This is a genomic window from Vibrio fluvialis (assembly GCF_900460245.1).
GTDB lineage: Bacteria > Pseudomonadota > Gammaproteobacteria > Enterobacterales > Vibrionaceae > Vibrio > Vibrio fluvialis.
The window spans coordinates 1,769,630-1,796,307 of the sequence record NZ_UHIP01000001.1 but is presented as its reverse complement, the minus strand read 5'-3'; the positions used below and the strand labels follow the sequence as shown (position 1 = coordinate 1,796,307).

At 47.8% G+C, this 26,678-nt stretch carries 21 protein-coding genes and 1 other annotated feature; of the genes, 12 read left to right on the top strand and 9 right to left on the bottom strand.

Going from position 1 to position 26,678, the window contains the following annotated elements; all coding sequences use genetic code 11:
* Window positions 1–11 precede the first annotated feature (11 nt).
* The 5 genes from trpCF to trpL2 form a co-directional block, all read right to left on the bottom strand.
* Window positions 12–1,442: a bifunctional indole-3-glycerol-phosphate synthase TrpC/phosphoribosylanthranilate isomerase TrpF gene (trpCF, locus tag DYA43_RS08470; RefSeq protein ID WP_061056636.1), complete on the bottom strand. Its 1,431-nt coding sequence runs from the start codon at window positions 1,440–1,442 to the stop codon at window positions 12–14.
* Between the two features lie 8 nt (window positions 1,443–1,450).
* Window positions 1,451–2,449, bottom strand: coding sequence for an anthranilate phosphoribosyltransferase (gene trpD / locus DYA43_RS08465; protein ID WP_061056635.1), 999 nt, complete (start codon window positions 2,447–2,449; stop codon window positions 1,451–1,453).
* 91 nt (window positions 2,450–2,540) lie between these two features.
* Complete coding sequence (locus tag DYA43_RS08460) at window positions 2,541–3,140, bottom strand: aminodeoxychorismate/anthranilate synthase component II (RefSeq protein ID WP_061056634.1); 600 nt, start codon at window positions 3,138–3,140, stop codon at window positions 2,541–2,543.
* Between the two features lie 11 nt (window positions 3,141–3,151).
* On the bottom strand, window positions 3,152–4,717 hold the full coding sequence (locus DYA43_RS08455; protein WP_061056633.1) for an anthranilate synthase component 1: 1,566 nt from the start codon (window positions 4,715–4,717) through the stop codon (window positions 3,152–3,154).
* Window positions 4,718–4,830: 113 nt separating this feature from the next.
* Window positions 4,831–4,932 (bottom strand) — a sequence feature (Trp leader region).
* A complete protein-coding gene (trpL2, locus tag DYA43_RS08450; RefSeq protein ID WP_075988675.1) occupies window positions 4,879–4,989 on the bottom strand; it encodes a tryptophan operon leader peptide in 111 nt (36 codons plus the stop codon). It overlaps the preceding feature by 54 nt.
* A 96-nt stretch (window positions 4,990–5,085) precedes the next feature.
* Here trpL2 and rnm point away from each other — a divergent pair, with 96 nt between their 5' ends.
* The 3 genes from rnm to rluB all read left to right on the top strand — a co-directional run bounded on the left by rnm (window position 5,086) and on the right by rluB (window position 7,672).
* Window positions 5,086–5,958 carry an RNase RNM gene (gene rnm, locus DYA43_RS08445; protein WP_024373590.1) on the top strand — a complete coding sequence of 291 codons (873 nt, stop codon included), beginning with the start codon at window positions 5,086–5,088 and terminating at the stop codon, window positions 5,956–5,958.
* A 2-nt stretch (window positions 5,959–5,960) separates the two neighbouring features.
* Window positions 5,961–6,581, top strand: a complete 621-nt coding sequence (locus tag DYA43_RS08440) for an L-threonylcarbamoyladenylate synthase (RefSeq protein ID WP_020327674.1) — start codon at window positions 5,961–5,963, stop codon at window positions 6,579–6,581.
* 146 nt (window positions 6,582–6,727) lie between these two features.
* Window positions 6,728–7,672, top strand: a complete 945-nt coding sequence (rluB, locus tag DYA43_RS08435; RefSeq protein ID WP_004726272.1) for a 23S rRNA pseudouridine(2605) synthase RluB — start codon at window positions 6,728–6,730, stop codon at window positions 7,670–7,672.
* 254 nt (window positions 7,673–7,926) lie between these two features.
* Here the strand turns inward: rluB and DYA43_RS08430 are convergent.
* Window positions 7,927–9,059, bottom strand: a protein-coding gene (locus tag DYA43_RS08430) for an IS3 family transposase (RefSeq protein ID WP_104408510.1) whose coding sequence is annotated in 2 segments (ribosomal slippage) — window positions 7,927–8,807 and window positions 8,807–9,059 — 1,134 coding nt in all. Because the reading frame shifts where the segments join, the coding sequence is not laid out codon by codon here.
* A gap of 402 nt (window positions 9,060–9,461) precedes the next feature.
* Here DYA43_RS08430 and DYA43_RS08425 point away from each other — a divergent pair.
* Genes DYA43_RS08425 through rdrB form a run of 3 tightly spaced genes read left to right on the top strand, consistent with a single transcriptional unit; the run spans window position 9,462 to window position 15,439 of the window.
* Window positions 9,462–10,181, top strand: a complete 720-nt coding sequence (locus DYA43_RS08425; RefSeq protein WP_061056631.1) for a hypothetical protein — start codon at window positions 9,462–9,464, stop codon at window positions 10,179–10,181.
* Between the two features lie 7 nt (window positions 10,182–10,188).
* On the top strand, window positions 10,189–12,918 hold the full coding sequence (locus DYA43_RS08420; protein WP_061056630.1) for a hypothetical protein: 2,730 nt from the start codon (window positions 10,189–10,191) through the stop codon (window positions 12,916–12,918).
* Entirely contained in the window at window positions 12,905–15,439 is a 2,535-nt protein-coding gene (rdrB, locus tag DYA43_RS08415) for an antiviral RADAR system adenosine deaminase RdrB (protein ID WP_061056629.1), read from the top strand. Before DYA43_RS08420 ends, rdrB begins: the two co-directional genes overlap by 14 nt.
* Window positions 15,440–15,672: 233 nt before the next feature.
* Here rdrB and cydC read toward each other — a convergent pair whose 3' ends face one another.
* The 3 genes from cydC to trxB all read right to left on the bottom strand — a co-directional run bounded on the left by cydC (window position 15,673) and on the right by trxB (window position 20,313).
* Window positions 15,673–17,394, bottom strand: coding sequence for a heme ABC transporter ATP-binding protein/permease CydC (gene cydC, locus DYA43_RS08410; RefSeq protein WP_061056628.1), 1,722 nt, complete (start codon window positions 17,392–17,394; stop codon window positions 15,673–15,675).
* Complete coding sequence (gene cydD / locus DYA43_RS08405) at window positions 17,387–19,174, bottom strand: heme ABC transporter permease/ATP-binding protein CydD (RefSeq protein ID WP_061056627.1); 1,788 nt, start codon at window positions 19,172–19,174, stop codon at window positions 17,387–17,389. Before cydD ends, cydC begins: the two co-directional genes overlap by 8 nt.
* Window positions 19,175–19,353: 179 nt before the next feature.
* On the bottom strand, window positions 19,354–20,313 hold the full coding sequence (gene trxB, locus DYA43_RS08400) for a thioredoxin-disulfide reductase (protein ID WP_061056626.1): 960 nt from the start codon (window positions 20,311–20,313) through the stop codon (window positions 19,354–19,356).
* A 304-nt stretch (window positions 20,314–20,617) separates the two neighbouring features.
* Between trxB and DYA43_RS08395 the strand changes: the two genes are divergently transcribed.
* The 6 genes from DYA43_RS08395 (at window position 20,618) to DYA43_RS08370 (ending at window position 26,567) form a co-directional block, all read left to right on the top strand.
* Window positions 20,618–20,932, top strand: a complete 315-nt coding sequence (locus DYA43_RS08395; protein WP_061056625.1) for a DUF4144 family protein — start codon at window positions 20,618–20,620, stop codon at window positions 20,930–20,932.
* Between the two features lie 47 nt (window positions 20,933–20,979).
* Window positions 20,980–21,378, top strand: a complete 399-nt coding sequence (locus tag DYA43_RS08390) for an ACT domain-containing protein (protein ID WP_061056624.1) — start codon at window positions 20,980–20,982, stop codon at window positions 21,376–21,378.
* Between the two features lie 454 nt (window positions 21,379–21,832).
* Complete coding sequence (locus DYA43_RS08385; RefSeq protein WP_020431537.1) at window positions 21,833–22,489, top strand: 2OG-Fe dioxygenase family protein; 657 nt, start codon at window positions 21,833–21,835, stop codon at window positions 22,487–22,489.
* The gene (locus DYA43_RS08380) at window positions 22,473–23,699 is read left to right on the top strand and encodes a cysteine desulfurase-like protein (protein WP_061056623.1); all 1,227 of its coding nucleotides are present in this window, start codon (window positions 22,473–22,475) and stop codon (window positions 23,697–23,699) included. The genes DYA43_RS08385 and DYA43_RS08380 overlap by 17 nt, the downstream gene beginning before the upstream one ends.
* Window positions 23,700–23,907: 208 nt before the next feature.
* Window positions 23,908–25,074: an iron-containing alcohol dehydrogenase gene (locus DYA43_RS08375; RefSeq protein ID WP_061056622.1), complete on the top strand. Its 1,167-nt coding sequence runs from the start codon at window positions 23,908–23,910 to the stop codon at window positions 25,072–25,074.
* Window positions 25,071–26,567 (top strand): CoA-acylating methylmalonate-semialdehyde dehydrogenase, encoded by a 1,497-nt coding sequence (locus tag DYA43_RS08370; RefSeq protein ID WP_061056621.1) that lies wholly within the window; start codon window positions 25,071–25,073, stop codon window positions 26,565–26,567. The genes DYA43_RS08375 and DYA43_RS08370 overlap by 4 nt, the downstream gene beginning before the upstream one ends.
* The last annotated feature ends 111 nt before the right edge of the window (window positions 26,568–26,678 follow it).

The following is a 26,678-nucleotide window of genomic DNA, read 5'->3' as shown; positions in this document are numbered from 1 at the left end:
GTTACCTGTCATTAATAATTACGAATTTCGCTGAATGCCTGACGCAGTTTGGCGATGTCTTTTTTACCGGGTTCACTTTCTACGCCGGAGTTGAGATCCAACCCGAGGCAGCCGAGTTTCGCGGCTTGCTGGACATTGTCCGGATTCAGACCTCCGGCCAGCATGATGCGCTCTGGAGCTTCAATCAGTGACCAGTCGAACACGGTTCCTGTGCCGCCACTCTGATTGCCGACTTTGGCATCCAGCAGATGGCGATCGACCTGATTCAACAGAACGGGCATGTGATCGGTCACGCCGTAGGCTTTCCAGATTTCGACCGATTCAGGTAAAGCGGCTTTGAGTGCATCAATGTAAGCCTGATCTTCGTCGCCGTGCAGTTGCACCGCAAACAGACCAAGTTCGGTAACCGTGTCGGCAATCGTTTCAATGCTGTGATTTTGAAACACACCCACATATTGCAGTGGTGCACCACTCATTGTCAGACGTGCCGTTTCGATATCCACGCAGCGCTTGGATTGCTGAACAAAAATCAGCCCGCCAAACACCGCGCCAGCCTGATAAGCTTTGACGGCGTCATCGGCATGCGTCAGACCACAGACTTTGTTTTCACCCAGTACGACTTTGCGGACCGCCAGCTCCAGATTTTCCTGGCTCATCAGTGAGCTGCCAATCAGGAAACCGTTGGCAAAGCGAGACAAGTCACGTACTTGTTGGTGGGTGTAAATGCCGGATTCAGAAATCACGATGGTGCCTTGCGGCAGTTTCGGCGCCAACTGCTTGGTGCGGTTAAGGTCAGTGCTGAGATCGCGCAGATTGCGGTTATTGATACCAATCACTCGCGCTTGCAAAGCCACGGCACGTTCCAGCTCTTCTTCGTTGCTGACTTCAGTCAGTATGCCCATACCCAGCTCGTGCGCTACGTTGGCCAGTTCGCGGTATTGTTCATCATTCAGCACCGACAGCATCAGCAAAATCGCATCAGCACCGTAGTGTCGGGCGAGGTACACCTGATAGGTGTCGATCATGAAGTCTTTACACAGTACCGGCTGAGTGACCTGAGCGCGTACGCGCGGCAGGAAATCGAAATTGCCCTGAAAGTATTTCTCATCAGTCAGCACAGAGATGGCACTGGCGTATTGGTTGTAAACCGATGCAATGTAATCCAAATCAAACTGTTGGCGAATCAGGCCTTTTGATGGCGAAGCTTTTTTACATTCGAGGATAAAGGCTGTCTGGCCGTTATCCAGTGCTGCGTAGAAGTCGCGATCCGATGCTGTCAGCAGAGGTTTAAACGTTTCTACAGGCTGCACGGCTTTACGTTCCGCAACCCAGGTAATTTTGTCGTTGACGATTTTGGCCAGCACTTCAGCCATCTGGGCATTCTTTAGCGAAATATGTTCAGACAGCTGGACGTTTTGTTCAGACACGTTAATTTCAGACATCAGGGGGCTTAACCTCGCTCTGCTAGTTGTTTTACCAGATCAAACGCTTTGCCTGAGTTCATGACATCAATGGCGCGTTGTGCGTTGGCTTTCAAATCTTCAAAGCCGAACAGGCGCAGCAACAGGGCAACGTTAACCGCAACAGCGGAGACTTGAGCAGGCGTTCCCTTGCCAGTCAGAATATTTTCGATGATGGCGCGATTTTCCTGAGGCTCGCCACCTTTAATCGCTTCCAGCGGGTAGGTTTCTAAACCAAAGTCCTGCGGCGTTAAGGTGTATTCGAAAATTTCGCCATCTTTGATTTCGGCAACATGAGTGACTCCATGAATTGCCACTTCGTCCAATCCTGAACCATGAACCACAGCGGCTCGTTTCATACCCATTTGTACCATGGTTTCTGCGATAGGACGAACCAAATCTAGACTGTAAACGCCCATTAATTCGATATTAGGGCGCGCTGGGTTAATCAGTGGGCCAAGAATGTTGAAAATTGTACGGGTTTTCATGCTCTGGCGCACTGGCATCGCGTGACGAACGCCGCCGTGGTACTGAGGCGCGAACAGGAAAGCAACGCCCAGTTCATCGAGAGCCTGGCGAGAGTTTTCTGCGCTCATGGTCATGTTGATGCCAAAGGCATCAAGTAGATCGGAAGAGCCTGATTTGCTCGAGACGCTACGGTTACCGTGCTTGGCGACTTTGACGCCGCACGCGGCTGCGACAAAGGCCGATGTGGTTGAGATGTTGATGGTGTTGGCGCCGTCGCCACCTGTGCCTACGATATCGGCAAAGTCATAATCCGGGCGCGGGAACGGGCTCGCGTTTTCCAGCAGTGCACGTACGGCACCAACGATTTCATCCGGGGTTTCGCCTTTGATCTTCAATGCTGTCAGCGCAGCGGCCATTAGTGGTTGCTCACACTCACCGCGAATGATGTAGTCAAACAGCTGTTGGCTTTCGGCTTGCGTCAGTGATTGCTGGTCATAAAGTTTATTGATGATCTGTTGCATAATTCTTTCTCCGTATCCCTGAAGACCCGCTGTAATCGTTGTGTTTGCGAATCTTGTTTATTCTTGGTTGTGTCTGTGCGGCCTGAGGGGCTTATCGTGCCAGAGCCCAGTTAATCGCATTGGCCAGCAGGGTTGCGCCGTGGGTGGTCATGATGGATTCCGGGTGAAACTGGAAGCCACACAACTTGTCCTGTTCGTTGACAATCGACATCACCAGACCATCGACTTCCGCAGTCACCGTCAGGCTGTCCGGCACAGACGTTGCGACCAGCGAGTGATAGCGCGCAATCGCCAGTGGAGAAGGAAGGCCTTGATAAATCGGGTGGTTGTCATGCTCCATCATGGAGACTTTACCGTGCACGATTTCACCTGCGCCAGCAACGGTGCCGCCATAGGCTTCAACCATCGCCTGATGACCGAGACAGATGCCAATCATCGGCACTTTGCCTTTCAGGCGCTGCAGGATTTCCGGCATAGAACCGGCTTCAGAAGGTGCGCCCGGGCCAGGAGATAAAACCACTACCGGGTTTTCCAGTTGTGAGACGGCATTTTCAATCACGTCCGCGGCAATGTTGTTGCGGTAAATCGTGACGTGGTGGCCAAGAGAACGGAACTGATCCACCAAGTTGTAAGTAAAGGAATCAAAGTTATCGATAAAGACAATGTTTGCTGGTTGGGTTGTGTTCGCCATGATGAAATTCCTTACGCCTGATGGGCAAATTGAATGGCGGAAATAACCGCTTGTGCTTTGCCGCGAGTTTCATCGGCTTCGGCCTGTGGATCGGAGTCGTAAACAACGCCAGCGCCAGCCTGAACCTGAGCAATGCCGTTTTCGACAAACGCAGAGCGAATCACAATACAGGTGTCCAAGTCGCCTTCACCGGTCAGGTAACCGACCGCGCCGCCGTAGCTACCGCGGCGTTCCTGTTCCACTTCACGAATCAGTTGCATGGCGCGAATTTTCGGTGCGCCAGTCAGGGTACCCATATTCATACACGCTTGATAAGCATGCAGCGCATCCAAATCTTCACGTAGTTGGCCCACCACGCGTGACACCAGATGCATCACATGGCTGTAGCGGTCAACTTTGAGCAGATCCGCCACATGGCGGCTGCCAGCTTTGGCGATACGTGCTACATCGTTACGCGCTAGATCGACCAGCATCATGTGTTCGGCGTTCTCTTTTTTATCGCAGCGCAGCTCCAGTTCAATGCGGCTGTCGAGGTCAAAGTTAATCGAACCATCAGCATTTTTTCCGCGGCGACGCGTGCCGGCAATTGGGTAAATCTCGATTTGGTTGGTATCAGTGGCGTATTTCAACGCGCTTTCCGGAGAGGCACCAAACAGGGTAAAGCGCTCATCCTGCATGTAGAACATGTAAGGGCTTGGGTTGCTTTCTTTCAGGCGCTGATAAGCCGCAAGTGGAGAAGGGCAAGGCAGCGTGAAGCGGCGTGAAGGCACGACCTGGAAGATATCGCCTTTCACCACATACTGTTTTAAATCGCGTACGATATCGCAGAAATCTTCATCGCTGATGCTGGTGTCCACGTTCACTTCAGCCAGTTTTTGTGCCTCTGGCTGAGACAGAGCCTGCGACGCCTGAGCACGAATGGCTTCCTGACGCTGACGCAGTGTCGCTTTCACATTGCTGTCGGTCGTAAATGCAGTGGCCTGCAACTGACAGCTTGCACTCTGGTGATCAACGATCATCAGGTTCTCGGAGACATAAAATACGTAATCCGGGCACTGATTGGTCGCTTTTGCGTCGCCAAGCGGTTCGAAGTTGGCCACCAAGTCGTAAGCGAACAGACCACCAAGGAAAATCGCGTGTTTGTCGTGACCCGACAAATCAAAGCTGTGCTGCACCAGGCGCAATGCGTCAAACGATGAAGCTTCACGCAGGCGAGAGTCTTCATCCAACGTATCGCATGGCGTGGTGAAAGTCAGCGTCAGAGAGTCATCGGTGCGTTTGGCCGGGATATCTGCCACAACGTTTTGCGCCAGAACATCAATCAGGGCAAGACCGTTATCGCTTAGCGCCTGAAATGTCACTTCATGACCGAAGCAGATAATGCGTACGGCAGCATCAATCAGCAGCAGGCTCTTCAGGTTCTGTTTGGAGTCGATCTCCGCTGATTCCAGTAACAAGCAATCCGTTTTCCCTTCGCACAGTGCGTGAAACAGCGCCGTTGGATCTTGCGTGTAAGGTAGCGTTGCGTTGAGTACTTCAAGCTTTGCCAGATTTTTGATTTCAATGGCCTTGTTCACAAGACCTCCTTATCTGTTTTAAACGGTTTACGTCGCGGCTCTATCTAAGTATCGCTGTTGAATGCATAGTTTGTATGATGAACAGAGCCGGTGAATTTCGTATAAAAATGGGTGAAAAAAAGCCCGCTGAGTTGGCGGGCTTTTTTCATGCGTATCCTTTCTTAAAAGTACACGTGAGCCCACCAAGAACTTGCCCAAGTGCGCCACCAGTTAAGCTCAGCAGACGCTGTGCTTAAATTTGGATTATGGTTTGAGTTAAATTCTTGTAACATAGGAAGCCTTATTCATGTGCTCTCGTATTTGTGTACTAGTAAACTAGTGCGACGTTCGAAAGTCAAGCCTTAAAAACAGGCAAATTCAAAAAAATGATGAAAATTGACCTACATAGTCACACAACTGCATCAGACGGCCGTCTGAGCTTCGACCAACTGATTGAAAGAGCTGTTGAATTTGAGCTCGATGTGCTTGCCATTACCGATCACGATACGGTAGATGGGCTGGCGCCTGCGCGTGCTTATATTGCTGAGCGCGGCTATCCACTGACACTGATCAATGGTATTGAGTTCTCTACGGTATGGCAGAACAAGGACATTCACATTGTCGGCCTGAATATCGACCCGAATCATCCGGAGCTGAATGCGCTGATTGACAAACAAAAGCAGCACCGCATCGTACGCGCCGAGATGATTGCTGAGCGTTTGCAAAAGGCAACGCGCGAAGGCGTGCTGGACGAAGTCAAAGCGATTGCCGGCGATGCACCGATTACCCGAGCGCATTTTGCGAAATGGTTGGTGGATGCTGGGTATGTGAAGAATATGCAGCAAGTGTTTAAGAAATATCTGACGCGCAACAATCCGGGCTACGTGCCGCCAAACTGGTGCACAATGCAGGAGGCGATCGCCGCTATTCATGCTTCCGGTGGACAGGCGGTGCTGGCTCATCCGGGTCGATATGACTTGACGACCAAATGGCTGAAGCGCTTAATTGCAGCGTTTGTGGAAGCAGGCGGTGATGCAATGGAAGTTGCGCAGCCGCAACAAGCGCCACAAGAAAAACGCAATCTGGCCGATTATGCGATACAATACAACCTATTAGCTTCTCAAGGCAGCGACTTTCATTACCCGTCTCCGTGGATGGAATTGGGCCGTAATCTTTGGTTGCCTTCCGGAGTAGAACCTGTTTGGAGAGATTGGACCAATCTCCCCGATAAGCGAGTCGAGAGACTCAATGATGAGGAATGACAATGAGCCAGTTTTTTTATGTGCATCCTGAAAATCCGCAGGCGCGCCTGATCAACCAAGCGGTGGCTATCATTCGTAACGGCGGTGTGGTGGTTTACCCGACCGATTCCGGCTACGCACTGGGCTGTCAGTTAGAAAACAAACACGCGCTGGAGCGTATTTGCCAAATTCGACGTTTAGACGACAAGCACAACTTCACTCTGATGTGTCGCGATCTGTCTGAGCTGTCTCTTTATGCCCGTGTCGATAACGCAGCGTTTCGCCTGTTAAAGAACAACACGCCGGGGCCTTACACCTTTATTTTTAAAGGAACCAAAGAAGTGCCACGTCGTCTTATGAATGCGAAACGTAAAACCATCGGTATTCGTGTGCCTGACAACAAAATCGCACTGGATTTATTAGAAGCGATGGGTGAGCCGCTGATGTCGACCTCACTGATCTTACCGGGTAACGAAACGACTGAGTCAGATCCGGAAGAGATCCGCGATCGTCTTGAGCACGCGGTTGATGTCATTTTGAACGGCGGTTATCTGGGCGAGCAGCCAACGACCGTGATCGATTTCAGCGAAGATGACATGCAGGTTGTGCGTTTTGGCGCCGGGGATCCCACCCCATTCCAATAATCCTCGGGCCCAGAAAGCCGAGAGGGTTAAAGCCCCTGATAAAACGGGTGCTTTTTGCGAGAGAATTTGCGATACTACGCGACCGCGATTTTGAGGTCGCATCTTGTTATTCGACGTCTGAGAAGACGACACAATTAGGTAGATAAATGAGCGAAAAGTTACAAAAGGTTTTAGCACGTGCTGGTCATGGTTCTCGTCGTGAGCTGGAAGCTCTGATTCGAGCTGGGCGCGTAAGTGTTAATGGCAAGGTAGCTGTACTGGGCGAGCGCCTGGAAGATGAAAACGCCGTAGTGCGTATTGACGGACATGCTGTGTCTGCAAAAGCGCAAGAAGAAGTCATTTGCCGCGTACTGGCGTACTACAAGCCAGAAGGTGAACTGTGTACTCGTCACGACCCAGAAGGCCGTCGTACAGTATTTGACCGTCTACCAAAAATTCGTGGTTCTCGCTGGATTTCGGTGGGTCGTCTGGATGCCAACACATCCGGTCTATTGCTGTTCACAACTGATGGTGAACTGGCGAACCGCCTGATGCACCCAAGCCGTCAGGTTGAACGTGAATATCTGGTGCGTGTATTCGGCGATGTGACCGAAGATAAAATCCGCAACCTAGTTCGCGGTGTGCAACTGGAAGATGGTCTGGCTCGCTTTGAAGACGTGGTCTACGCGGGCGGTGAAGGTATGAACCATACTTTCTACGTAGTGATCAACGAAGGTCGTAACCGTGAAGTTCGTCGTCTGTGGGAATCGCAAGAAACCACAGTAAGCCGTCTGAAACGTGTGCGTTACGGTGACATCTTCCTCGATAAGAAACTGCCTCGTGGCGGTTGGATGGAACTGGACCTGAAAGATGTGAACTACCTGCGTGAGTTGGTTGAACTGAAGCCAGAGAAAACCACCATGCTGGACGTGTCTAAAGACAACACATCACGTAAACGTGAGCGTTCACGCAGCCAGAAAATCCGTCGTGCAGTGCGCCGTCACGAAGAACGTGTCACGGCTCCGGCAGGCCGCAGTGGTAGCTCTCGTCGCAAAGACGCAGCATCTCGCCAAAAAGCGGGCAATAACAGCTCGCCGCGTAAAGGTCGTTAATCTTTCGCCGTCAGAACGTATAAAAATCCCGGGCTTGTCCCGGGATTTTTTATGCCCGGAAAACAGCGTGAAATCGCAAATCCAAACATTAAATAGCAAAAGAGAAGCAGCAGGTGAGAGTCAGTCATAACGTCTCATACTAAAAAAGCCGCGATCACATTGGTACGCTGTCTTTCAAAAACGTTTATGCCCCGAAGTGAGTTTCGCTAGTTTTTGCTCGGTTGTAGTTAGGTAGATTGACCTGCCCCCGAGAACTAATCCAAAACTTCATTAGTAATGCTTGTTAAATTACCACTGTTTCGTGCCGTTCTTGTTGTCGCTGCAAACTCAGAAGGAGTTAAGTAACCCAGAGCTGAGTGGGGGCGATTTTCATTGTAATCCATTCGCCAGAGGCTGATTAGGTCACGAGCATGACTCAAATCCCTAAACCAGTGCTCGTTTAAACATTCATCTCTGAACTTACCATTAAAACTTTCAATATAAGCATTTTGTGTCGGTTTTCCTGCCTGGATTAATTTTAAAATCACACCATGCTGATAATCCCATTGGTCGAGCGCTTTCCCTGTAAATTCTGGGCCTTGATCCGTTCGTATCGATGCTGGATAACCGCGAAACGCAGCGATAGACTCCAGCGTGATCACGACTTCATCTCCCGAGATCCCCGTAGCAACAGGAATATCTAGGCACTCCTTTGTGTAATCATCCACAATCGTCAGGCATTTAATCCGTCTGCCGTCACTGAGCGCATCCATCACAAAGTCCATAGACCAAGTGTGATTTGGTACTGAAGGAAGCAAGAGAGGCTCTCGCTCAACACACTGTGATTTTCTACGTCTCCGTTTGCTGACCGTTAAGCCTAATTCGCAGTACAAGCGATAAACTCGCTTATGGTTAACATCAAAACCTTCTCGCCTCAGAAGGCGATGGATCCGACGATAACCGAATCGACGTCGTTCCAATGCCAGCTCTTTTATACGAGCCAGAAGCTTATCATCCTCGCGATTAGCTTGAGGTTGATATCGCAGTGACGCGCGTTGAATACCGACGAGTAGACAGGCTCTGCGTTCTGAAAGCTGGGTGCTTTTCTGAATGACTTTAACAGCCTTGCGCTTGTCCTCGACGGTCAGTACTTTTGGCTAAGAGCGATTTTAAGTGCTTCTGCATCCAGCAGTGTCTCAGCCAGCAGCTTTTTGAGCCGAGTGTTCTCGTCTTCCAGTGCCTTAAGGCGACGGGCTTCAGAGACATCTAGTCCTGCGTATTTTTTGCGCCATGTGTAAAACGTCGCATCCGATATCCCATGCTTGCGGCAAAGCTCTCTGGCGGGGATACCTGCTTCCGCTTCCTTTAAAATGGCAATGATTTGTTGTTCATTGAATCGCTTTTTCATGTTCATCATCTCCTTGGTTGGATGAACATTACTAAGTGTAGACTGGACTAGATTAAGGGGAGTAGGTCAAGATTTCACCAAAGAAAACATAATCTTTCCAGCGTGATTGATTCGTCTAGGGTGCCTCACCTTTGTCTATTTTATAATTAATAATCGTAATTCTCTAATGAGACCAAAATTACGACCTTTTTATGCTCCTTATGGTATATTCCAGATGAAAATTCACACCTTAATGGCATGCTGTGTGCGATAAGCTAAGGGGTGGTTCGCGTCAAGTTACTGACTTCGATATCCGACTAAAGCCTGTATCTGTATAAGTACGGCTTCCGACCAGTAACTAGTGATGATGCATACAAAGGCGTGCAAGAGCACGTCAAGAATAAATAAGAAAGGTACAAGTTAATGAGCAGTGACAGTTCACTACTAATCGAACGGATAAACAAATACAGAGACGCTATCGAAGGTGTCGAGATAAAAAACTATAAGAAACACGTGGCGACAAGAAGAATGTCATTAATAGCCTTAGTTGGTTTTTTTATTAGCTTTTTCGCTATCATTATTAATAATTTTTATAGTAATAACATTATTTTTGATGAATGTTTGTTAATAAAAACACTAGGAATTAATTTAATAACAACTAGTTTTTTGTCTATGTTTATTGTTATTATGATGCCTTTTTTTTTGTACTTTAGTGTATTTTATTTTTATAAAGATAAATCGAATAATCCTGGGGTAAAACATAAAATAATATTCTGTATTTTTTTATTTTTCATTGTGTTGATTGTGATTTTTTGTGCATCATCGTTATTCTTCATGGCTATGTGTACTGCTGGTGTAACCTTATTCGTTTTGTATTATGGATCTAATCGATACTTTGGTTACACGAGATCTTGGGTTCGGAACCGTGCTGTCCGCTTCCATTTAGAAAAAATGATGTCTGAGTATGAATTAAACATCTTAGACAAAGCACCATTTATGGTGGAAATTGAAGAGCAAGCACTGAAAAAAAAGTTCTACGCGTTAGTAGAAAAGAATATTGAACAACAGCAAAAAGATATTGTTGGCGACCATTTTTCAGTTGGTGACGCAACATTAAGTTGGATTAAAGGTTTGAAAAAGTAGGTTAGTTATGGTTTATAAGTTAGATGTTTCAAGAGAAGAATATCGTGATGATTATGCAAAGGAGAAAGAATCAGGAGAACTATGGCAGATTTATGCAAAGAACCAACTCGTTTCGAATCTTTCTTCTATTCTTAAAGATGCAGAAAAGTACAAGTTGACACGATCTGAAGGTGATCGTAAAGAAACGTGGTTGTCACATAATTCAATTCTTGTAACTAGCCCTAGAGGTTCTGGAAAAACTGTTTTTTTAAGAAATAGCAAACATATGTGGAATAGTTCTCAGCAGGGAAAAGAAGGGCGTGGGAAGTTATTTTTCTTAGATGTCATTGACCCCACTATGTTGATGGACAACGATTCTTTCGCAAATGTAATTATTGCTCAGATTTATCAATCCGTGAGTGACCACTTTAATAAAAAATCAAATATTTGTTCCAACGCACGGGATGAATTCCATCATAGCCTGAAGAGGCTGTCAGATTCTATGGGAAAATCCAGTGAGTTTGATGGTTCGATAGGTATCGATAAGATTTTAAAATATAGCTCTGGTATACAAGTAGAAAACAAATTCCATCATTTTGTAGAATCGGCAATAAAGGTTCTAGGTTGTTCAGCGATTGTTGTTTTAATTGATGATGTAGATATGGCTCTTGAAAATGCATTTGAAGTTGTTGATGAGGTTCGACGGTACTTAGGATGTCCTTATATTATTCCGATTGTAAGTGGTGATTTAAAGCTATATGAGCACATGACGCAAGTTCGCTTTGATGAGCGTGCTTACAGTAATGATTGTAGAGATGTAGCGTTAAGAAATGATGGGATTCAGTTAAGTTCTGAACTCACAACTGCATATCTAACAAAGGTATTTCCAAGTCACACACGTATTACATTATTTTCCATTGAAAATTTATTGTCTCAAATGGAAATAATTGAATCTGATAATGGAATAAAGGATTCGAACAAGATAATTCCATATTCCATTTATAGAGAGGATCTATTCAATAAATTTAACTATTTATGCCATAACCGAGATTCAAGAAAGGAACAATTTACACCTAAATCTGCTCGAGAACTAACTCAGTTAGTTCGTACTATAAAGCCATCTGAGCTTAAAGACGTAGAACAGACTGATACTGAATTAATGACTTTGTATATAAAAAACAAGGGATGGGCTGCTCAACAGAAGCAGGGAGATGCATTTTCAAACGCTGAATCAGCAATTACACTTAATTATAATCGGGACAAAAGCTTTAATATCCATCGATTACTAGCATTTAATATCAAGGCTCAATCAGACTTAGTCGTTTACCCGTGGGCTAGTTACCCAGTATATGAAAGCCAGTTAGAAGCTTTAGAGCTACTTCCAAGTCTTGGAGGTAAAGACGTAAAAAATAAGCAGTTGCTTGATAATATATTTGACGATAAGTCTAGAATATTAAAATCTATGCCACCATTAGAGTTTTTGGTTTCTGATTTATTTATTAGCAAGAAAGTTAATGAGGAAAATAAAAGTTACTCAGTTTTAATCTCTGATGATGTCTTGCCTGAGAATGTAAATCACCCTGATATGTTAGTCAGTGACATAAAATCAAAAGATTCGGGGGCAACAGAAAGGAAAATAGATGTTAAATATTCGGTAGAAAGTGCTCTACTAGACATATACACGGAAGGTGAGATTTATTCAACGCTAAATAATACCAAGAGGTTTGTTTTATTTAGTCGTGCGTTTGAGTTGCTTTTCTATTCGTTTGTAAAAAATGAAAGCGAATTATCTTATGATGTTGTTGATGAGATCATAAAGAAAAAACCATTTTATAGCATAGTAAGTTTTTCGGAAACTAAAATTTCAATTGACGGTGACAACGAAGAAATTATCGATGAGCTTGATAAAGGTCGGTCATCACTTGCATTATTCGGAGAGATTGTTCGATGGAAGAGAGAATATTCGCCTAAGATAAATGCAATGGGTTCATTTAAACTGATTCCGATATTTACATATATTTTTAATAGTGTTTTCACAGCGATGAATGTTATCAAAGCTAATTATTCTTTAAGCAAATCTAGTAAGAATAATACAGATGACTATAAAGACGAACACTTGTCAGATATAGTGCTACGTTTTAAGTATAATCTATTAAATGCGGTCCTACGCGCTGGAATATATGGAGAGGCTGTGTATGCTAACGTACTAATTGGTGCTAAGTCTGAAACAGTTAGAGATTTTGGTGAAGTTGTAAGTAGAGAGAAAACGTATACTCGAAATAAAGCTCGCCTTGAAAGTGAAATAGATCGTTTTACTAAAGCTGTTGATGTGGAAAAGTCGCAACGGCTACAAGAAGTTATGAAGTTACATGATGCGATTGATCAGCACCCTATTTTTTCCATCTTACGCAGTGAAGATGGGCTTTATTCTCCTACTTTGAAGCTTGGAGGAATATCTAAGAGATATCGTCAAGATAAAACTAACCAAGATTTGAAGGCATTGCTCGGACCCGCTATCGATGATGCAAATCATATTCTTAATAATATCGTTAGTAATAGAGTGAAAACACTGTCTACCTTTACAGATAAACTAGAAGACGCCTCAGTCTCTGAAGATGCTACAAAGGCTATTGTTGCAGTAAAGGATAATTTACCTCCGGATTTTGAGCAGCAGGAGTTTTATAAAAATCTAGATGAAAGACTTCAAAACTTTATTAAGGCGATAAGTATTTACGGTAACCAAGATGCTGAAAATTAGTGATGCAACCGCTATTCGGGCTGCCTATTTGTCATCCGACAGATTAGTACGTAACGTCAAGTCTCAGTTTCATCATTTGGAGCATAATAACCACTCTTTAAGGCTAGCAATCTTTGATTATGAGCCGTATGTCCAGCGCAAGCTTCGGCAAGATGACGTAGATGCAATCATCTCTACTCATGGTTTAATCGCTTTCGGTTCAGATGCATTGGATGAACAGTTTGTAGAAGTTCTTTCCACTATTGTTGATGAATATTTACATTGGCAGGGTAATTGTTTTGAAGTGAAGCCAGAAATGCTTTCTAGTTGGTTGGAGTTACTAAGTGTATTAGATAGTAGCTGGATAATTGCTCAAGCATACAGAGAGCTAGCGGAAAGTTACCACTTTAGTGTTCATGAAATCTCGCATTGTATTGAAGAGTATCAATGTCCTTTTGCGTTGCCGATGAATTCTATTCAGTCCAAGTTTGCCGATAATCATGTTCATCTTGGTGGTCATGGAATGCTTACACCATCCTTGTTGAGTTTTTGCCTATATGGCGAGTCGATAGATGAACAATTTCAATGGCCAAAGCGAGTGGAATACTCTCTTGTTGAAAGTGGTGTGTATTCAAAGCTCGATTTGGTAGCTAGTTGTTCACAGCATGCAGAGAACGTTGGGTACGGTATTTTTAGTGAGAAAAAATTGAATACCCCACAGTTTAACTTTGAAGTTCTCTCAGCAACTAAACGCGATATGATTGATAACCCTGCGCAGTTGCTGGTGATTAGATCGGCAAAAATGGAGTTATCATCGATGAAAAGATGGTTGCTTTATACAACAGGTATTCTGCTCGGTTCAGTTGATAAAATAGCGACTATTAATCTAATTCGCTTATGCAATATTCTTCGAAACTATATGGTTGTATCTGGAGTCGGATTAAGTGAGTTTGTTACGACATCTCGATTCAGAATGAGAGATACACGGGCAAGGCAGCAACAAAGCTCTCTTGTTGATGGATTGGAATTTGATATAGAGTCGAATACTGCTAGAGAGTTTAGGGTGACGCCAAATGCAATACTAGCAGGTAAAGGAGGTTCGCTTGACCCTACGCAATTTGCTGAAGGGCTAAAACACCTATACCTTAACTCTATCTCTGAAAACAGCCACTTTGTTCTTCATTTTACTCGTAGTGGTAAACGTAGCGATAAGCTGCAGCAAAGCAAGAGAAATAGCCTTATTAAACAGGTAGAGCACTTGCAAGATTTTTCTCACTCAATTACGTTCTCTGAGCATGATATTGTTGAGTGTAGTTCGTTGAAATCTTGCTTCGCGATTGGATTTGATTTACGTAAAGCTGTGCGCGGATATGATGTTGCGGGCAATGAGAATGAATTACCTATCGAGGTGTTTGCTCCTGCTTTAAGAGTCTTACGTGAGAGTCGATTCCCGGCACAGGGTATAAAGTTTAATCGCATATTTAAGCCATTTATAACCGTTCACGCAGGAGAAGATTACAGCCATCTAATTTCAGGAATACGAGCTATCGACGAAAGTATTATGTTCTGTAATTTTGGCTCTGGTGATCGTATCGGGCATGGTCTTGCTCTTGGTACTTCGCCATCAAATTGGGCCAAGAAGCAAGAGACTGCATATGTAACGGTTGGAGAACATTTAGACAACTTAGTCTGGAGTTATCAAAAGGCACTACTTGTTGTGCAATCCGTTCCTGAGATGGTAGGGACCCTCCAATTGTTAGTTGATAAAATTTCATTTTGGAGCGATTTTCTTTACCAAGAGCCTCATACCCCTAAGCGTTTATATGACGCATGGAAATTGAGACGAAATTGTCCCAATAAAGTTGCTAGTTTTATTGCCACATATGGTAAAGAGACAGCAGTTCCTGAGCATGACTCTGCATTTAAAGGGTGGATAGTTGATTTTAGGGATGACTACGATACTCACAAAAAAGCTAAACACGTAGATTTGTGGAAGAAATATCTCTATGCACAGAGTGACGAAACTTTCTTCAAACGCCGAGAGAAAATTGTGACAATCGCTTGCTCCAGCAATAATCGCAATACAGCTTTTGGAATTGAACGGAATTTGGCATTTGATTCAATATCATCTGTAGAGCTAGAGCTCTATGAAGCAATTCAAGATTTATGCATTGAAACTTATGCTAACAAAGGAATCATTCTTGAAGCCTGTCCAACATCAAATATTTATATTGGCCGCTTTAAGCATTATCACGAACATCCTATTTATCGTTGGCATCCACCAGAAGAGTCGTGGTTAGATAAGGGGGGCAAGTTCAATAAATTTGGCCTGCGTAATGGTTCAGTCCCCGTATGTATAAATACTGATGACAGCGCGTTGATGCCGACGACGATTCGTAATGAACACAGAGTTGTAAAAGAAGCAGCAATTAGTCATTTTGGTGTTGGTGTGAATAAAGCAGAAGATTGGATAGATCGTATTCGCCAGAAAGGTGTTGAGGTCTTTGAAGAAAACCATTTGGATTGGGTTAATAAGTGCTAAGGCTAGGGGGAACAGCAATTGACTCATTAGGCAGATTTTAGCTTTTGTTTTCCCCAACCATACTTATCCGAACGGTGCTTAGAGCATCAATTCTAAGCCATTTCTGTCCAGAAACTAATTTCATTAAATGATCAAGACAACCCATCTGAAACTTGATTCCTCTCCCACAGCAGAAAAAGAAAAGCCCCGGGCCAATCGGCGACGGGGCTTTTTGCTATTTAATGATCATCAAATCATAGTGTTTGATTGAGCTGGAAGTAGCGACCTTGCTGTGCCAACAGTGCTTGGTGGCTGCCGTGCTCGACGATTTCACCTTGTTCAATCAGGCAAACCGCGTCCATCGTTTCCAATTCGACTAGGCGGTGGGTGATGAAGATGACCGTCTTGTTCTCGAAATGGGACTTAAACAGCGCCATGATTTGTTGTTCAGTTTGTTTATCCAAACCTTCAGTTGGTTCGTCCAGTAGCAGGATAGGGCCATTGTGCAGCAGGGCACGGGCAATCCCGATGCGGCGCTTTTCACCGCCGGATAGCTGACGTCCACCGTCACCTAGCCAGGCATCCAGCCCCGGTGCTTCGAGCAGTTTACCCAGACCGACACGTTCCAGCATCGCGCTCAGTTCGTTATCATTCGCAGTTGGTTTGGCCATGATCAGGTTGTCACGCAGGCTGCCGTTGAGAATGTCGACGCGCTGGCTCACCACACTGATTGCTGCACGCAGATCGCTCTCTTTCCACTCTTGCAGGCGCGTACCCGCAATGCGGATGTCGCCTTGTTGTGCATCCCAATAGCGACACAGCAATTGAATCAGCGTCGATTTTCCTGAACCGGTTTGGCCGACAATCGCGACTTTGTTGCCCGCTGGAATAGTCAGGCTCACGTCTTTCAATGCCGGCTGTTCGCCGCCGCTGTAGTTGAACGTCAGGTTCTCAAAGGAGATGTCGAACTGACCCGAATGACGTGTCTCTTCGCTTGGGAATTTCACGTCCGGCTCGGAGAGAATGATCTCATTCAGGCGGCGTGCTGACGTTAGCGTTTGGCCGAGGTGTTGGAACGCGCCCGCGATTGGCATCAGCAGTTCAACACTGGCCATGGTCGCAAACACCACCAGAGCAATCATCGGATCCGGTGCTTGACCATTCACGCCGTCTGCTGCCAGCCACAGCATCAGAACCAAGGTCCAGCCGTTCGCTAACAGAAGCAGGGCAGAGGCAAGGCCGGTAAAACTTGCGTTGACTTTCTGGTTCGCCAGAAGTTTTTCCTGCGCCGCGTAAATCGCGTCACGGTAGCGAGACTCCGCGCCAAAAATGGTCAGTTCGCTGTAGCCTTGCAGCCAGTCGAGCGTGGCAACGCGCATTTCGGCTTTGTGTTGTGTCAGCTCAGCGCCGTTGCGTTTCCCCAGCTTGTAGAACATCACTGGCCACACCAGTAGCAGAACCAGTAGTACGCTACCGAGTGTTAAACCCAATGCCATGTCAAACCAGCACAGCAATGCCGTAAGCGCTGCAATACCTAAGACGCCCACCGTCACCGGGCTAATGAGGCGCAGGTAAACGTGGTCCATCGCATCGATGTCTGCCACCAAACGGTTGAGCAGGTCTGCATCGCGCAGGTTCGACACGCGGCCCGGAATCATCGGTGCCAGTTTTTCAAAGAAGAAGATACGCAGGTCGGTCAGGAGTTTGAACGTTGCGTTGTGGCTCACCACACGCTCGCCCCAACGACCAGCGGTACGACCCATCGCAAAGCCACGCACAAACGCGCCCGGCAACATGTAGTTGAACGTTTCACGGGCGATGGTCAGGCCGGCAACCGCTGCGGCAGACAGGAACCAGCCGGACAACGTTAACAAACCAATCGAAGCGCACAGCGTGACAAACGCCAGCAGCATGCCCAGTGTCAGGCCGAACCAATGCTTTTTATACAGTTTCAGATAAGGCAGTAAATCACGCATCGAGGTTCCCCTTATTCGCTTCTTGAAGGGCTTGGTTAGACGCTAACATGGTGGCAAACAAGCCATCTTGCTGGCTGAGCGTGGCATAGTCACCCGCTTGAACCAACTGACCATCCTGCATCACCAGGATTTGATTCACTGACTTGAGTGGCAGCAGTTGGTGCGTCACCAGCAGCGCCGTCTTGTGCGTGATTTGTTGATTGAGGCCTTGCATCACCAGCTGTTCGCTGCGTGCATCCAAACTGGCGGTCGGTTCATCCAACAGCCAGAACTGGCCGTTTTGCAGCATAGCGCGCGCCAGCGCAAGGCGCTGCGCCTGACCCACCGACAAACCGCCGGAGCGATCGCTGATTGGGTAATCCAGGCCATGTTTGCTGACAAACTCAGCTGCAAAGGAGCTGTCCAGGACCGCTTGCACTTGCGCATCCGCGATATTGGATTTACCTAGAGTGACGTTGTCATGAATGGTGCCGTGCACCAACAACGGGTTTTGTCCCACCCAACTGATCTGTTTGCGCCAGTGCGCATGATCCAGTTCACTCAGTTCGATGCCGTTAATGCTCAAGCTACCGCGGTAGGGCATGAAACCCAGAATGGCATTGATCAAACTGGTTTTGCCTGCGCCGCTTGGGCCGACCAGTGCGGTCGTCTGTTGGCTATTGAGCGTAAAGGTCAGTGGGCCGACAAGGCGTTTGCCTTCTGGGCTGAACACTTCCAGATCGCGCGCAACAATTTCGACGCCCTGCATCTCAGGCAGAGTTTGTGACCCCGACTGCACCTGGCTGACATCGATATTCAAAAACTCAACAATGCTTTCTGCTGCGCCGACCGCTTGCTGTTTCGCATGGTAGAAGGTGCCCAGATCGCGCAGTGGTTGATAAAACTCAGGCGCAAGCACCAACACAAAAATACCGGCAAACAGTGTGACACTGGCGCCATAGCCGCCGAAATTCAGTTCGCCGATAAAGCTAAAGCCAAAATACACCGCGGTGATCGCAATTGAGATCGAGGTGAAAAATTCCAGTACGGCAGATGACAAGAACGCAATGCGCAAGACATCCATGGTGCGTTTACGAAAGACTTCGGATGCGCCTTTCATCTGCTCCGTTTCTGCACTGGTGCGGTCAAACAGACGAATGGTGGTCATCGATTGCAGACGGTCGTAAAAGTGACCCGAAAGGCGTTGAAGTGCTTTGAAGTTTTTGCGTCCGGCGTCAGCGGCTTTGATGCCCACCAATGCCATGAAAAGCGGAACCAGTGGTGCGGTGATGAGAAAAATCAAACCAGCGGCCCAGTTGACCGGGAAAACGACAATAAGAATGACAAACGGGATCAGCACAGAAAGCGACATTTGCGGCAGGTAACGCGCGAAGAAGTCGTGCATGTTCTCGACTTGCTCTAACGTCAATGTGGCCCATGCACCTGCTGGTTTGCCTTTGATGTAGGCTGGGCCTAGTGCGCGCAGTTTGTCGAAAATTAACTGGCGGATATAGATTCGAATTTGCTGACCAGCGCGAAAACCAGCCAATTCTCGGGCCCAGGAACAGCCGGCGCGAATGGCGATGGTGACGGCCAATCCGACGAAATAAGGGATCAGTTCGTGTTTGTCGACATGCTCAATAATGAGCTGATGCAGAATCGAGGCGAGAAGGGCGGCCTGGGCGAGTAGGAACACACTTGATAACACGCCAAGCCCCACAGCAAGCATCAGCCAGCGTTTGGCGAGTTTGCTTTGCTGCTTGAGCCAAATATTCAAGCTACGTTGCTTTTTCTTATCCATTTTGAAGGCTTATTGAGAATTATTATGTTTTTGGAAGGGCGTTAGTATACAAAAGAAAACCCGGCGGATATACCGCCGGGTTTGTTGCTGTCTTGTCAAAAATGAAAAATAAACTTGTACGTCATATCCACTTAACGTTGCCAGCGTGTTGCTTGCACCTTGAAGCGGTAGGGCGTGAGTTATTTATCATTCAGCCCATCAAGGAAGCGTTCTGCGTCAAGCGCGGCCATACAGCCTGTTCCCGCAGAGGTAATCGCCTGACGGTAGTTATGATCCATCACATCACCGGCTGCGAAGATGCCTTCGATACTGGTTTGTGTTGCGTTACCTTCCAGACCAGATTTCACGATGATGTAGCCATCTTTCATGTCCAACTGACCTTCGAAAATCGCGGTGTTTGGCTGGTGGCCGATGGCAATAAACACGCCCATCACGTCGAACTCTTCCGTGTCACCGGATTGTGTGTCTTTCAGACGCACGCCAGTCACACCCATATCGTCGCCCAGCACTTCGTCCAGAGTACGATCGGTGTGCAGGACGATGTTGCCGTTTTCAACTTTGTCCATCAGACGGTTGATCAGAATCTTCTCGGCACGGAAGCTGTTACGACGGTGGATCAGGTGAACTTCGGCGGCAATGTTCGAGAGGTACAGTGCTTCTTCAACCGCAGTGTTACCGCCACCTACCACCGCAACTTTCTGGTTGCGGTAGAAGAAACCATCACACGTCGCACACGCCGATACGCCGCGACCTTTGAACGCTTCTTCCGAGTCCAGGCCTAAGTATTTCGCTGATGCACCGGTTGAGATGATCAGGGCATCACAGGTGTATTCGCCGCTGTCGCCTTTCAGGCGGTAAGGGCGTTGAGAAAAATCAACTTGGTTGATGTGATCAAACACGATTTCCGTTTCAAAACGTTCAGCGTGCTCTTTCATACGCTCCATCAGCGCAGGACCAGTCAGGCCTTCAGCATCGCCCGGCCAGTTTTCTACTTCAGTTGTTGTGGTCAGTTGACCACCTTGCTGCATACCTGTTACCAGAACAGGGTTAAGGTTCGCGCGCGCTGCGTACACTGCGGCAGTGTAGCCAGCCGGGCCCGAGCCCAGAATAAGAAGTTTGCAATGTTTAACGTCGCTCATGATTGCTCCACGTTCAATGTGCTCAGTAAATTTGATCGATTGTAGGGAATATAAGCGACCAATTAAAGCCTAAACGCGTGGAGAAACTGTAATTATTCGTTATTAGTTAGAACTTCGAGTCTCACTAAATCCCTTTAAATACAAAGGATTTGACAAGAAGCGGATGGATTCGAGCAAAGCGTAATCAATGGTGTGTAAATAATGGGCGGATTTGCCTTTGGTCCCGACCACATAAAGTTTGGGGTTGCGCACGTTTTTGCTTCAGGCGTAAGGTAGCGCTTTGCATAGCGACAAAGGATCAACCATGGTGAACTGGCCCGCACTACTGAAACTCGACGGAGATGATGAACTTGTCTATCTCGCTTCCGAAGTGCAATTTCATCAAGAGTGTGACGAAATGATTTTGGGAACGGGCGATCATCTTATCGACTGTCAAGGACAGAGTCATCACATTCGTAGCGCAGAGAACAGGCTGACCTTGGTGGCTGATGATAAATGTTACAGCGCTGAAGAAGTTTGCCAACTGATTCAGGCGCATGAATTTGCCGCGGCGCAGGTTTGTGTGACGAAAATTTACTTCCCGACGGTCGAGCAGGCGGTCAGGGCAATGGCGTTTTAATCTTCATCCGCTAAAAAGGACATTGCGTAGAAAGGAGAGGAAATCCGATGGCAGGCATTACAGAGTTACAAGTTTTGCTGCAAAGTATGCAGCCGGAACTGAACGATGAAGAGGTGGTGTTTTGCAGTGTCAGCGGCGACCTGCAAGATTATCTCAAGCTGAAGCCACTGGCGATGTTTCACGAACGGGAAGGGCTGACATTGGTACTATCGAAAGTCACAGCGCAAACCCACGGCTTGGCATTTGATGGCAGTTTTCAGCAGATCACGCTGAATGTCCATTCAAGTCTTGAAGCGGTTGGCCTGACGGCCGCAGTCTCTGCCGCGCTGACGCGGCAAGAGATCAGTGCCAATGTCATCGCCGCTTATTATCACGACCATATTTTTGTCCCGACTCAGCGCGCCAATGATGCGCTCAACGCGCTGAAGGCTTTATCCAATGAGTAATGATCAGCAACCATGAAACGCCGTCCGGCAGTCTCTCTTCTCCTCATCTCGCCCGGCTATCTTGCCGGGTTTTGTTTATCTGCAATCCGAACCGACGATTATCTCCGAAGATAGCGGATACTTGTGACATAAATAGCATGATTCACTGTCAGGCTTGACGAAGGTTTGGTCTGGTTTTCTTGTGCTGAGTTCAGTTGTATTTATAACTAAATTATTGATATTAAATGGTAAAATTATTTTTTAGTGAAACCGTTCAATTTTTTGAAGTCTGTAATGTTAAAACTGGTTGTTAGTTCTGGTTATTTGATGTTTTTTGGTTTTATATGTTATTTATTTAATTATGTTGGATTTATTTGTGGTGAAAAATTGATCTGACAAAATAATTGCGTATTCTGTGTGTAAATTATTTGTTAACAAAACTGATAATTAATGTGTCTTCATTAAGGAGTCGATGATGTTACACTCGCACCAAAATACCCTACATATCACTCAACTGAGTCATCAGGCGATCAACCAGCTTGCGCCGTCGTTTGTCGATCTGCCGCATACTGAACACGCGGATGGCCAGTATCGTTTGCGCCGTTATTCGGTGGTTCAATTCCAGGATGGGATTGTGCTGGAAACGGGCAAAAACGAATTTATGCAAACCGATCACTTCAACCATTTTCAGGGCAACATCGTCCGTCAGTTCGAGCCGATTTTAAAATCGACGCTGCAAAGCGATGGTATGCGCGAAATGTGCAAGCTATTCGTAGAAACCAACCGCCTGCCAAATGGTCAGGAAATCGAGATTCATCAGATTCGCATCGCTACCGTGTTCGATGAAACACAAGTCGCTCCGGAAGGGGTGCATCAGGATGGTTTCGATCACATCGCCATCGTGGGTATTGGTCGTCACAATATCGAAGGCGGCGAAATTCTGCTGTATCAGGATTGTCACGACGACCCGTTTTTCCGCAAAGTGCTGGGCAATGGTGAAGTTGCGATGCTGGCGGACAACAAGTTGTGGCATAACGCCCGTCCGATTCGCTCATTGAGCGGCAATGAACAAGGTTATATGGATCTGTTTGTCCTGACAGCAAAAGGCAGTAATCATGAGCTTCACTCCTGATCAAGCGCGCGTTCAGTTTTCCGCGCTCAATCAACGTATTCACGACAAACCTGTGGTGTTCCTCGATGGCCCGGGTGGATCGCAAGTGCCCCAATCCGTGCTGGAGAAAATGACCGCCTATTTGGGCCATTACAACTCCAATCTCGGCGGACACTATTTTTCCAGTCAGATCACCACGGATTTGATGCAGCAGGCGCGCGAACATGCTCAGGCACTGCTGAATGCAGAATCTTCCGGCAACATTATCTTCGGTGCGAACATGACATCGCTGACGTTTTCGCTCAGCCGCGCAATAAGCCGAGATTGGCAGGTGGGCGATGAAGTGATCGTCACAGCGCTCGACCACTATTCCAATGTGTCCAGCTGGCAGCAAGCTGCCGAAGACAAAGGGGCGATTGTGCATCAGGCGCGCATCAATCCTGTAGACTGCACGCTGGATGAAGAGCATCTGATTTCGCTCATCAATCCGAACACTAAGCTGGTGGCGCTCACTTACGCCTCCAACACCACAGGCTCTATCGTCAATGTGAAGCGCATCGTCGAAGCGGCGCATCAAGCGGGTGCGATGGTTTACGTGGATGCGGTGCATTACGCGCCACATCATCTCATTGATGTGCAGGAATTGGGGTGTGATTTCCTCGCTTGTTCGGCGTACAAATTCTTTGGCCCACATGTGGGGATTGCGTACGTTTCGTCGCAATGGCTGCATGCCCTCAAGCCTTATAAAGTCGAACCGGCGACCAATATTGGCCCGGGCCGTTTTGAAACCGGCACACAGAGTTTCGAAGGGCTGGCTGGCGTCATTGCGGCCATTGACTATCTGGCGCAGTGGGGACAGGCGGGGCTGAGTCTGCGCGAACGTCTTGAGCAGAGCTTTGCCCAGTTCAACGAACACGAGCAGACGCTGAGCAAGCATTTCCTTGCCAGACTGGCGGAGTTAAAAGGCGCCACACTCTATGGTCGTGACGATTATCAGAGCGAAAATCGCACGCCGACGTTTGCCATTCGTTTGGATGATTTCCATCCCGAATTGGTCGCCAGAGCACTGGGCGAGCAGAACATCTGCGTATGGAATGGTCACTTCTATGCCTTGGGGTTGGTTCGCCAACTGGATTTGGAAGACAAAGGCGGCGTAGTGCGTATCGGTTGCATGCACTACAACACCACCGAGGAAATCGATTCTCTGTTTGACGCTTTGCAGCGCTTATAACGTTTCCTCAGATGTTGAATACAAGGCTCGCTTTATGCGGGCCTTGTGCGTTTTTACCTCTTCCGTTATCTCTGTTCCGCCTTGCCAACGTCACTTCTGCTATCGCGCGCCAATTCTGCTTGAGATCGCATTATTTAATTATAATGATTTATTTTGTCTCATTATGGTCTAATTTTTAATCAAGAACGCAAATGAGAAGGTTAAAGGAATGACACAACGAATCGTTATGCCGGGATTGATGGAAGTGGGTGCCGGAGCGCTGAATAAAGTGGCGGAATTACTCACACTTATTGGTTGCCAAAAGCCGCTTATCATCACTGACCGGGTGATGGCGCAATTAGGTTATGTGCCAAAGGTCGAAACCCTGTTAAGTAGTCAGGGCATTCAGTGCGGCGTATTTCTTGATACTGAGCCCGAGCCCACGGAAGCGTCGATTCTGCCAGCTGTTGATCAGGTTCTCAGCGGACAGTTTGACAGCTTGATTGCGCTTGGTGGTGGCAGCGCCATCGACAGCGCCAAGGCGATTGGACTACTGGCCAAACATGGCGGACGCATGCGTGACTACAAAGTGCCTTACGTGGTTAACCAAGCCATTTTGCCAGTGATTGCTATACCGACCACGGCGGGCACGGGCTCTGAAGTCACGCGCGTAACCATCATTACCGATCAAAACAGTGACGAGAAAATGCTCTGCATGGGGCCGGGGTTGATAGCTCGTGCGGCAATCATCGACTTTGAGCTGACGCTTTCCGTTCCGGCGCGCATTGCCGCCGATACTGGCATTGATGCGCTGACGCATGCGATTGAAGCTTACGTTAGCGTAAAAGCGAGCGGTTTTACCGACCAGCAGGCGCTCGCGGCGATGCGCCTTATCGCGCCTAATCTGCGCACAGCCGTCACGCGGCCGGACAACATCGACGCCAAAGAGCAATTGATGCTCGGTGCCACATTGGCAGGCATGGCCTTTTCCAATGCTTCTGTGGCTCTGGTTCACGGCATGAGTCGCCCGATTGGCGCGCACTTTCATGTTCCGCACGGCATGAGCAATGCGATGCTTCTGCCAGCAATTACAGAGTATTCCGTGGCCGCAAGCCCAGAGCGCTATGCAGCGTGTGCCCGTGCGATGGGGCTAGCGGATATTCAAACCAGCGATGAGCAAGCCGTGCAATGCTTACTGACCGAACTGAAACAGCTGAATGCCGACCTTAATGTGCCGACCTTAGCCGAATTCGGCGTTGAAAAATCCCACTATTTCAGTGTGCTCGACATCATGGCCGAGCAGGCTCTGGCATCGGGTTCGCCGGGCAACAACCCAAGAGTCCCAAGCAAGGAAGAAGTGATCGACCTTTATAAAACAGTATGGAGCGAACAATGATTGGAAATTTCATTAACAACGAACATTCAGTGGCGACGTCCGGCCGTTCAGCCAAGGTTAGCGATCCGGCTAACGGTAAGCTCATCGGCGAAGTCGGTTTATCCAGTGTTCATGATACCGAGCAGGCGATCGCGGTAGCCGACGCTGCCTGGCCATCCTGGGCGCAGACAACGCCGCTGAATCGCGCGCGGATCCTGTTTCGCTTTAAAGCACTGTTAGAGCAGAATATGGATGTATTGGCCAGCCTCATCAGTCGTGAGCATGGCAAAGTGCACAGCGATGCGTTGGGCGAACTGACTCGCGGGCTTGAAGTGGTGGAGTTTGCTTGCGGTATTCCACATCTGCAAAAAGGGGAGCACAGTCGCAACGTCGGTAGTGAGGTCGATTCTCATTCGATGATGATGCCGCTTGGCGTGTGCGTCGGGATCACGCCGTTCAATTTCCCGGCCATGGTGCCGATGTGGATGTTCCCGATCGCATTGGCAACGGGCAACACCTTCATTCTCAAACCGTCAGAGAAAAATCCTTCTGCGGCGCTGAAACTGGCCGAACTGCTGCAACAAGCAGGATTACCGCCCGGTGTATTTAACGTGGTTCAAGGGGATAAAGAAGCGGTGGATACACTGCTGACGGACCCGCGGGTGAAAGCGGTGAGCTTTGTCGGATCCACACCGATTGCGGAGTATATCTATGCCAAAGGTTCGGCTTTCGGTAAGCGAGTACAAGCGCTGGGCGGCGCGAAAAACCATATGGTGGTGATGCCAGATGCCGATATTGAACAAGCGGTTAACGCCTTAATGGGGGCGGCGTTTGGCGCTGCTGGTGAACGCTGTATGGCTATTTCAGTGGCGGTCGCGGTGGGCGATGAGGTTGGCGATCGTCTGGCCCAGGCATTGAGCGCCCGACTGAGTCAACTGCGTGTCGGGCCTGGGTATGGTCAGGACGTTGAAAGCGAAATGGGGCCGCTCATTACCAAAGAGCATCAACAAAAAGTCAGTGCGTATATCGACCGGGGAGAGAGTGAAGGTGCAACGCTATTGGTGGATGGCCGTCATTATCAGGTACCCGGTTATGAAGAGGGCTTCTACGTCGGTGGAACGCTGTTTGATCATGTAACGCCAGAGATGACCATTTACCGCGAGGAAATCTTCGGACCCGTGCTGTCGATGATGCGTGTTGCTTCCCTTAACGACGCGCTGGAGCTGATCAATGCTCATGAATTTGGTAACGGCTGCGCCATTTTTACTTCGGATGGCGAAGCCGCGCGCCGTTTCAGCGATCAGGTTGAGGTGGGTATGGTGGGTGTCAACGTACCCATCCCGGTTCCCATGGCCTTTCACTCGTTCGGCGGTTGGAAACGCTCTCTGTTCGGACCGCTGCACATGCACGGCAGTGATGGCGTCCGTTTCTTCACCCGAATGAAAACCATCACCACTCGCTGGCCAAAACATCAGCATCAGGCGGCGGATTTTGTTATGCCAACCATGAAATAACCCTCCTTTCACAGGGCTGCTGTTCTGCTTGCAGGCGGCCTTGTGACAGACGCGATGAAGCGTTTGTGTGTGAGACTCGCAATAAAACGCTTTGTCTTATCAGGCATTACG

Coding starts and splice junctions, on each gene's coding strand:
- DYA43_RS08440 (WP_020327674.1), top strand. CDS start 5,961: ATGAGCCAGTTTTTTTATGTGCATCCTGAAAATCCGCAGGCGCGCCTG.
- DYA43_RS08375 (WP_061056622.1), top strand. CDS start 23,908: ATGACACAACGAATCGTTATGCCGGGATTGATGGAAGTGGGTGCCGGA.
- cydC (WP_061056628.1), bottom strand. CDS start 17,394: ATGCGTGATTTACTGCCTTATCTGAAACTGTATAAAAAGCATTGGTTC.
- DYA43_RS08390 (WP_061056624.1), top strand. CDS start 20,980: ATGGCAGGCATTACAGAGTTACAAGTTTTGCTGCAAAGTATGCAGCCG.
- rdrB (WP_061056629.1), top strand. CDS start 12,905: ATGCTGAAAATTAGTGATGCAACCGCTATTCGGGCTGCCTATTTGTCA.
- DYA43_RS08395 (WP_061056625.1), top strand. CDS start 20,618: ATGGTGAACTGGCCCGCACTACTGAAACTCGACGGAGATGATGAACTT.
- rnm (WP_024373590.1), top strand. CDS start 5,086: ATGAAAATTGACCTACATAGTCACACAACTGCATCAGACGGCCGTCTG.
- DYA43_RS08385 (WP_020431537.1), top strand. CDS start 21,833: ATGTTACACTCGCACCAAAATACCCTACATATCACTCAACTGAGTCAT.
- trxB (WP_061056626.1), bottom strand. CDS start 20,313: ATGAGCGACGTTAAACATTGCAAACTTCTTATTCTGGGCTCGGGCCCG.
- trpCF (WP_061056636.1), bottom strand. CDS start 1,442: ATGTCTGAAATTAACGTGTCTGAACAAAACGTCCAGCTGTCTGAACAT.
- cydD (WP_061056627.1), bottom strand. CDS start 19,174: ATGGATAAGAAAAAGCAACGTAGCTTGAATATTTGGCTCAAGCAGCAA.
- DYA43_RS08425 (WP_061056631.1), top strand. CDS start 9,462: ATGAGCAGTGACAGTTCACTACTAATCGAACGGATAAACAAATACAGA.
- trpD (WP_061056635.1), bottom strand. CDS start 2,449: ATGCAACAGATCATCAATAAACTTTATGACCAGCAATCACTGACGCAA.
- DYA43_RS08380 (WP_061056623.1), top strand. CDS start 22,473: ATGAGCTTCACTCCTGATCAAGCGCGCGTTCAGTTTTCCGCGCTCAAT.
- DYA43_RS08370 (WP_061056621.1), top strand. CDS start 25,071: ATGATTGGAAATTTCATTAACAACGAACATTCAGTGGCGACGTCCGGC.
- DYA43_RS08460 (WP_061056634.1), bottom strand. CDS start 3,140: ATGGCGAACACAACCCAACCAGCAAACATTGTCTTTATCGATAACTTT.
- trpL2 (WP_075988675.1), bottom strand. CDS start 4,989: ATGTTACAAGAATTTAACTCAAACCATAATCCAAATTTAAGCACAGCG.
- DYA43_RS08420 (WP_061056630.1), top strand. CDS start 10,189: ATGGTTTATAAGTTAGATGTTTCAAGAGAAGAATATCGTGATGATTAT.
- rluB (WP_004726272.1), top strand. CDS start 6,728: ATGAGCGAAAAGTTACAAAAGGTTTTAGCACGTGCTGGTCATGGTTCT.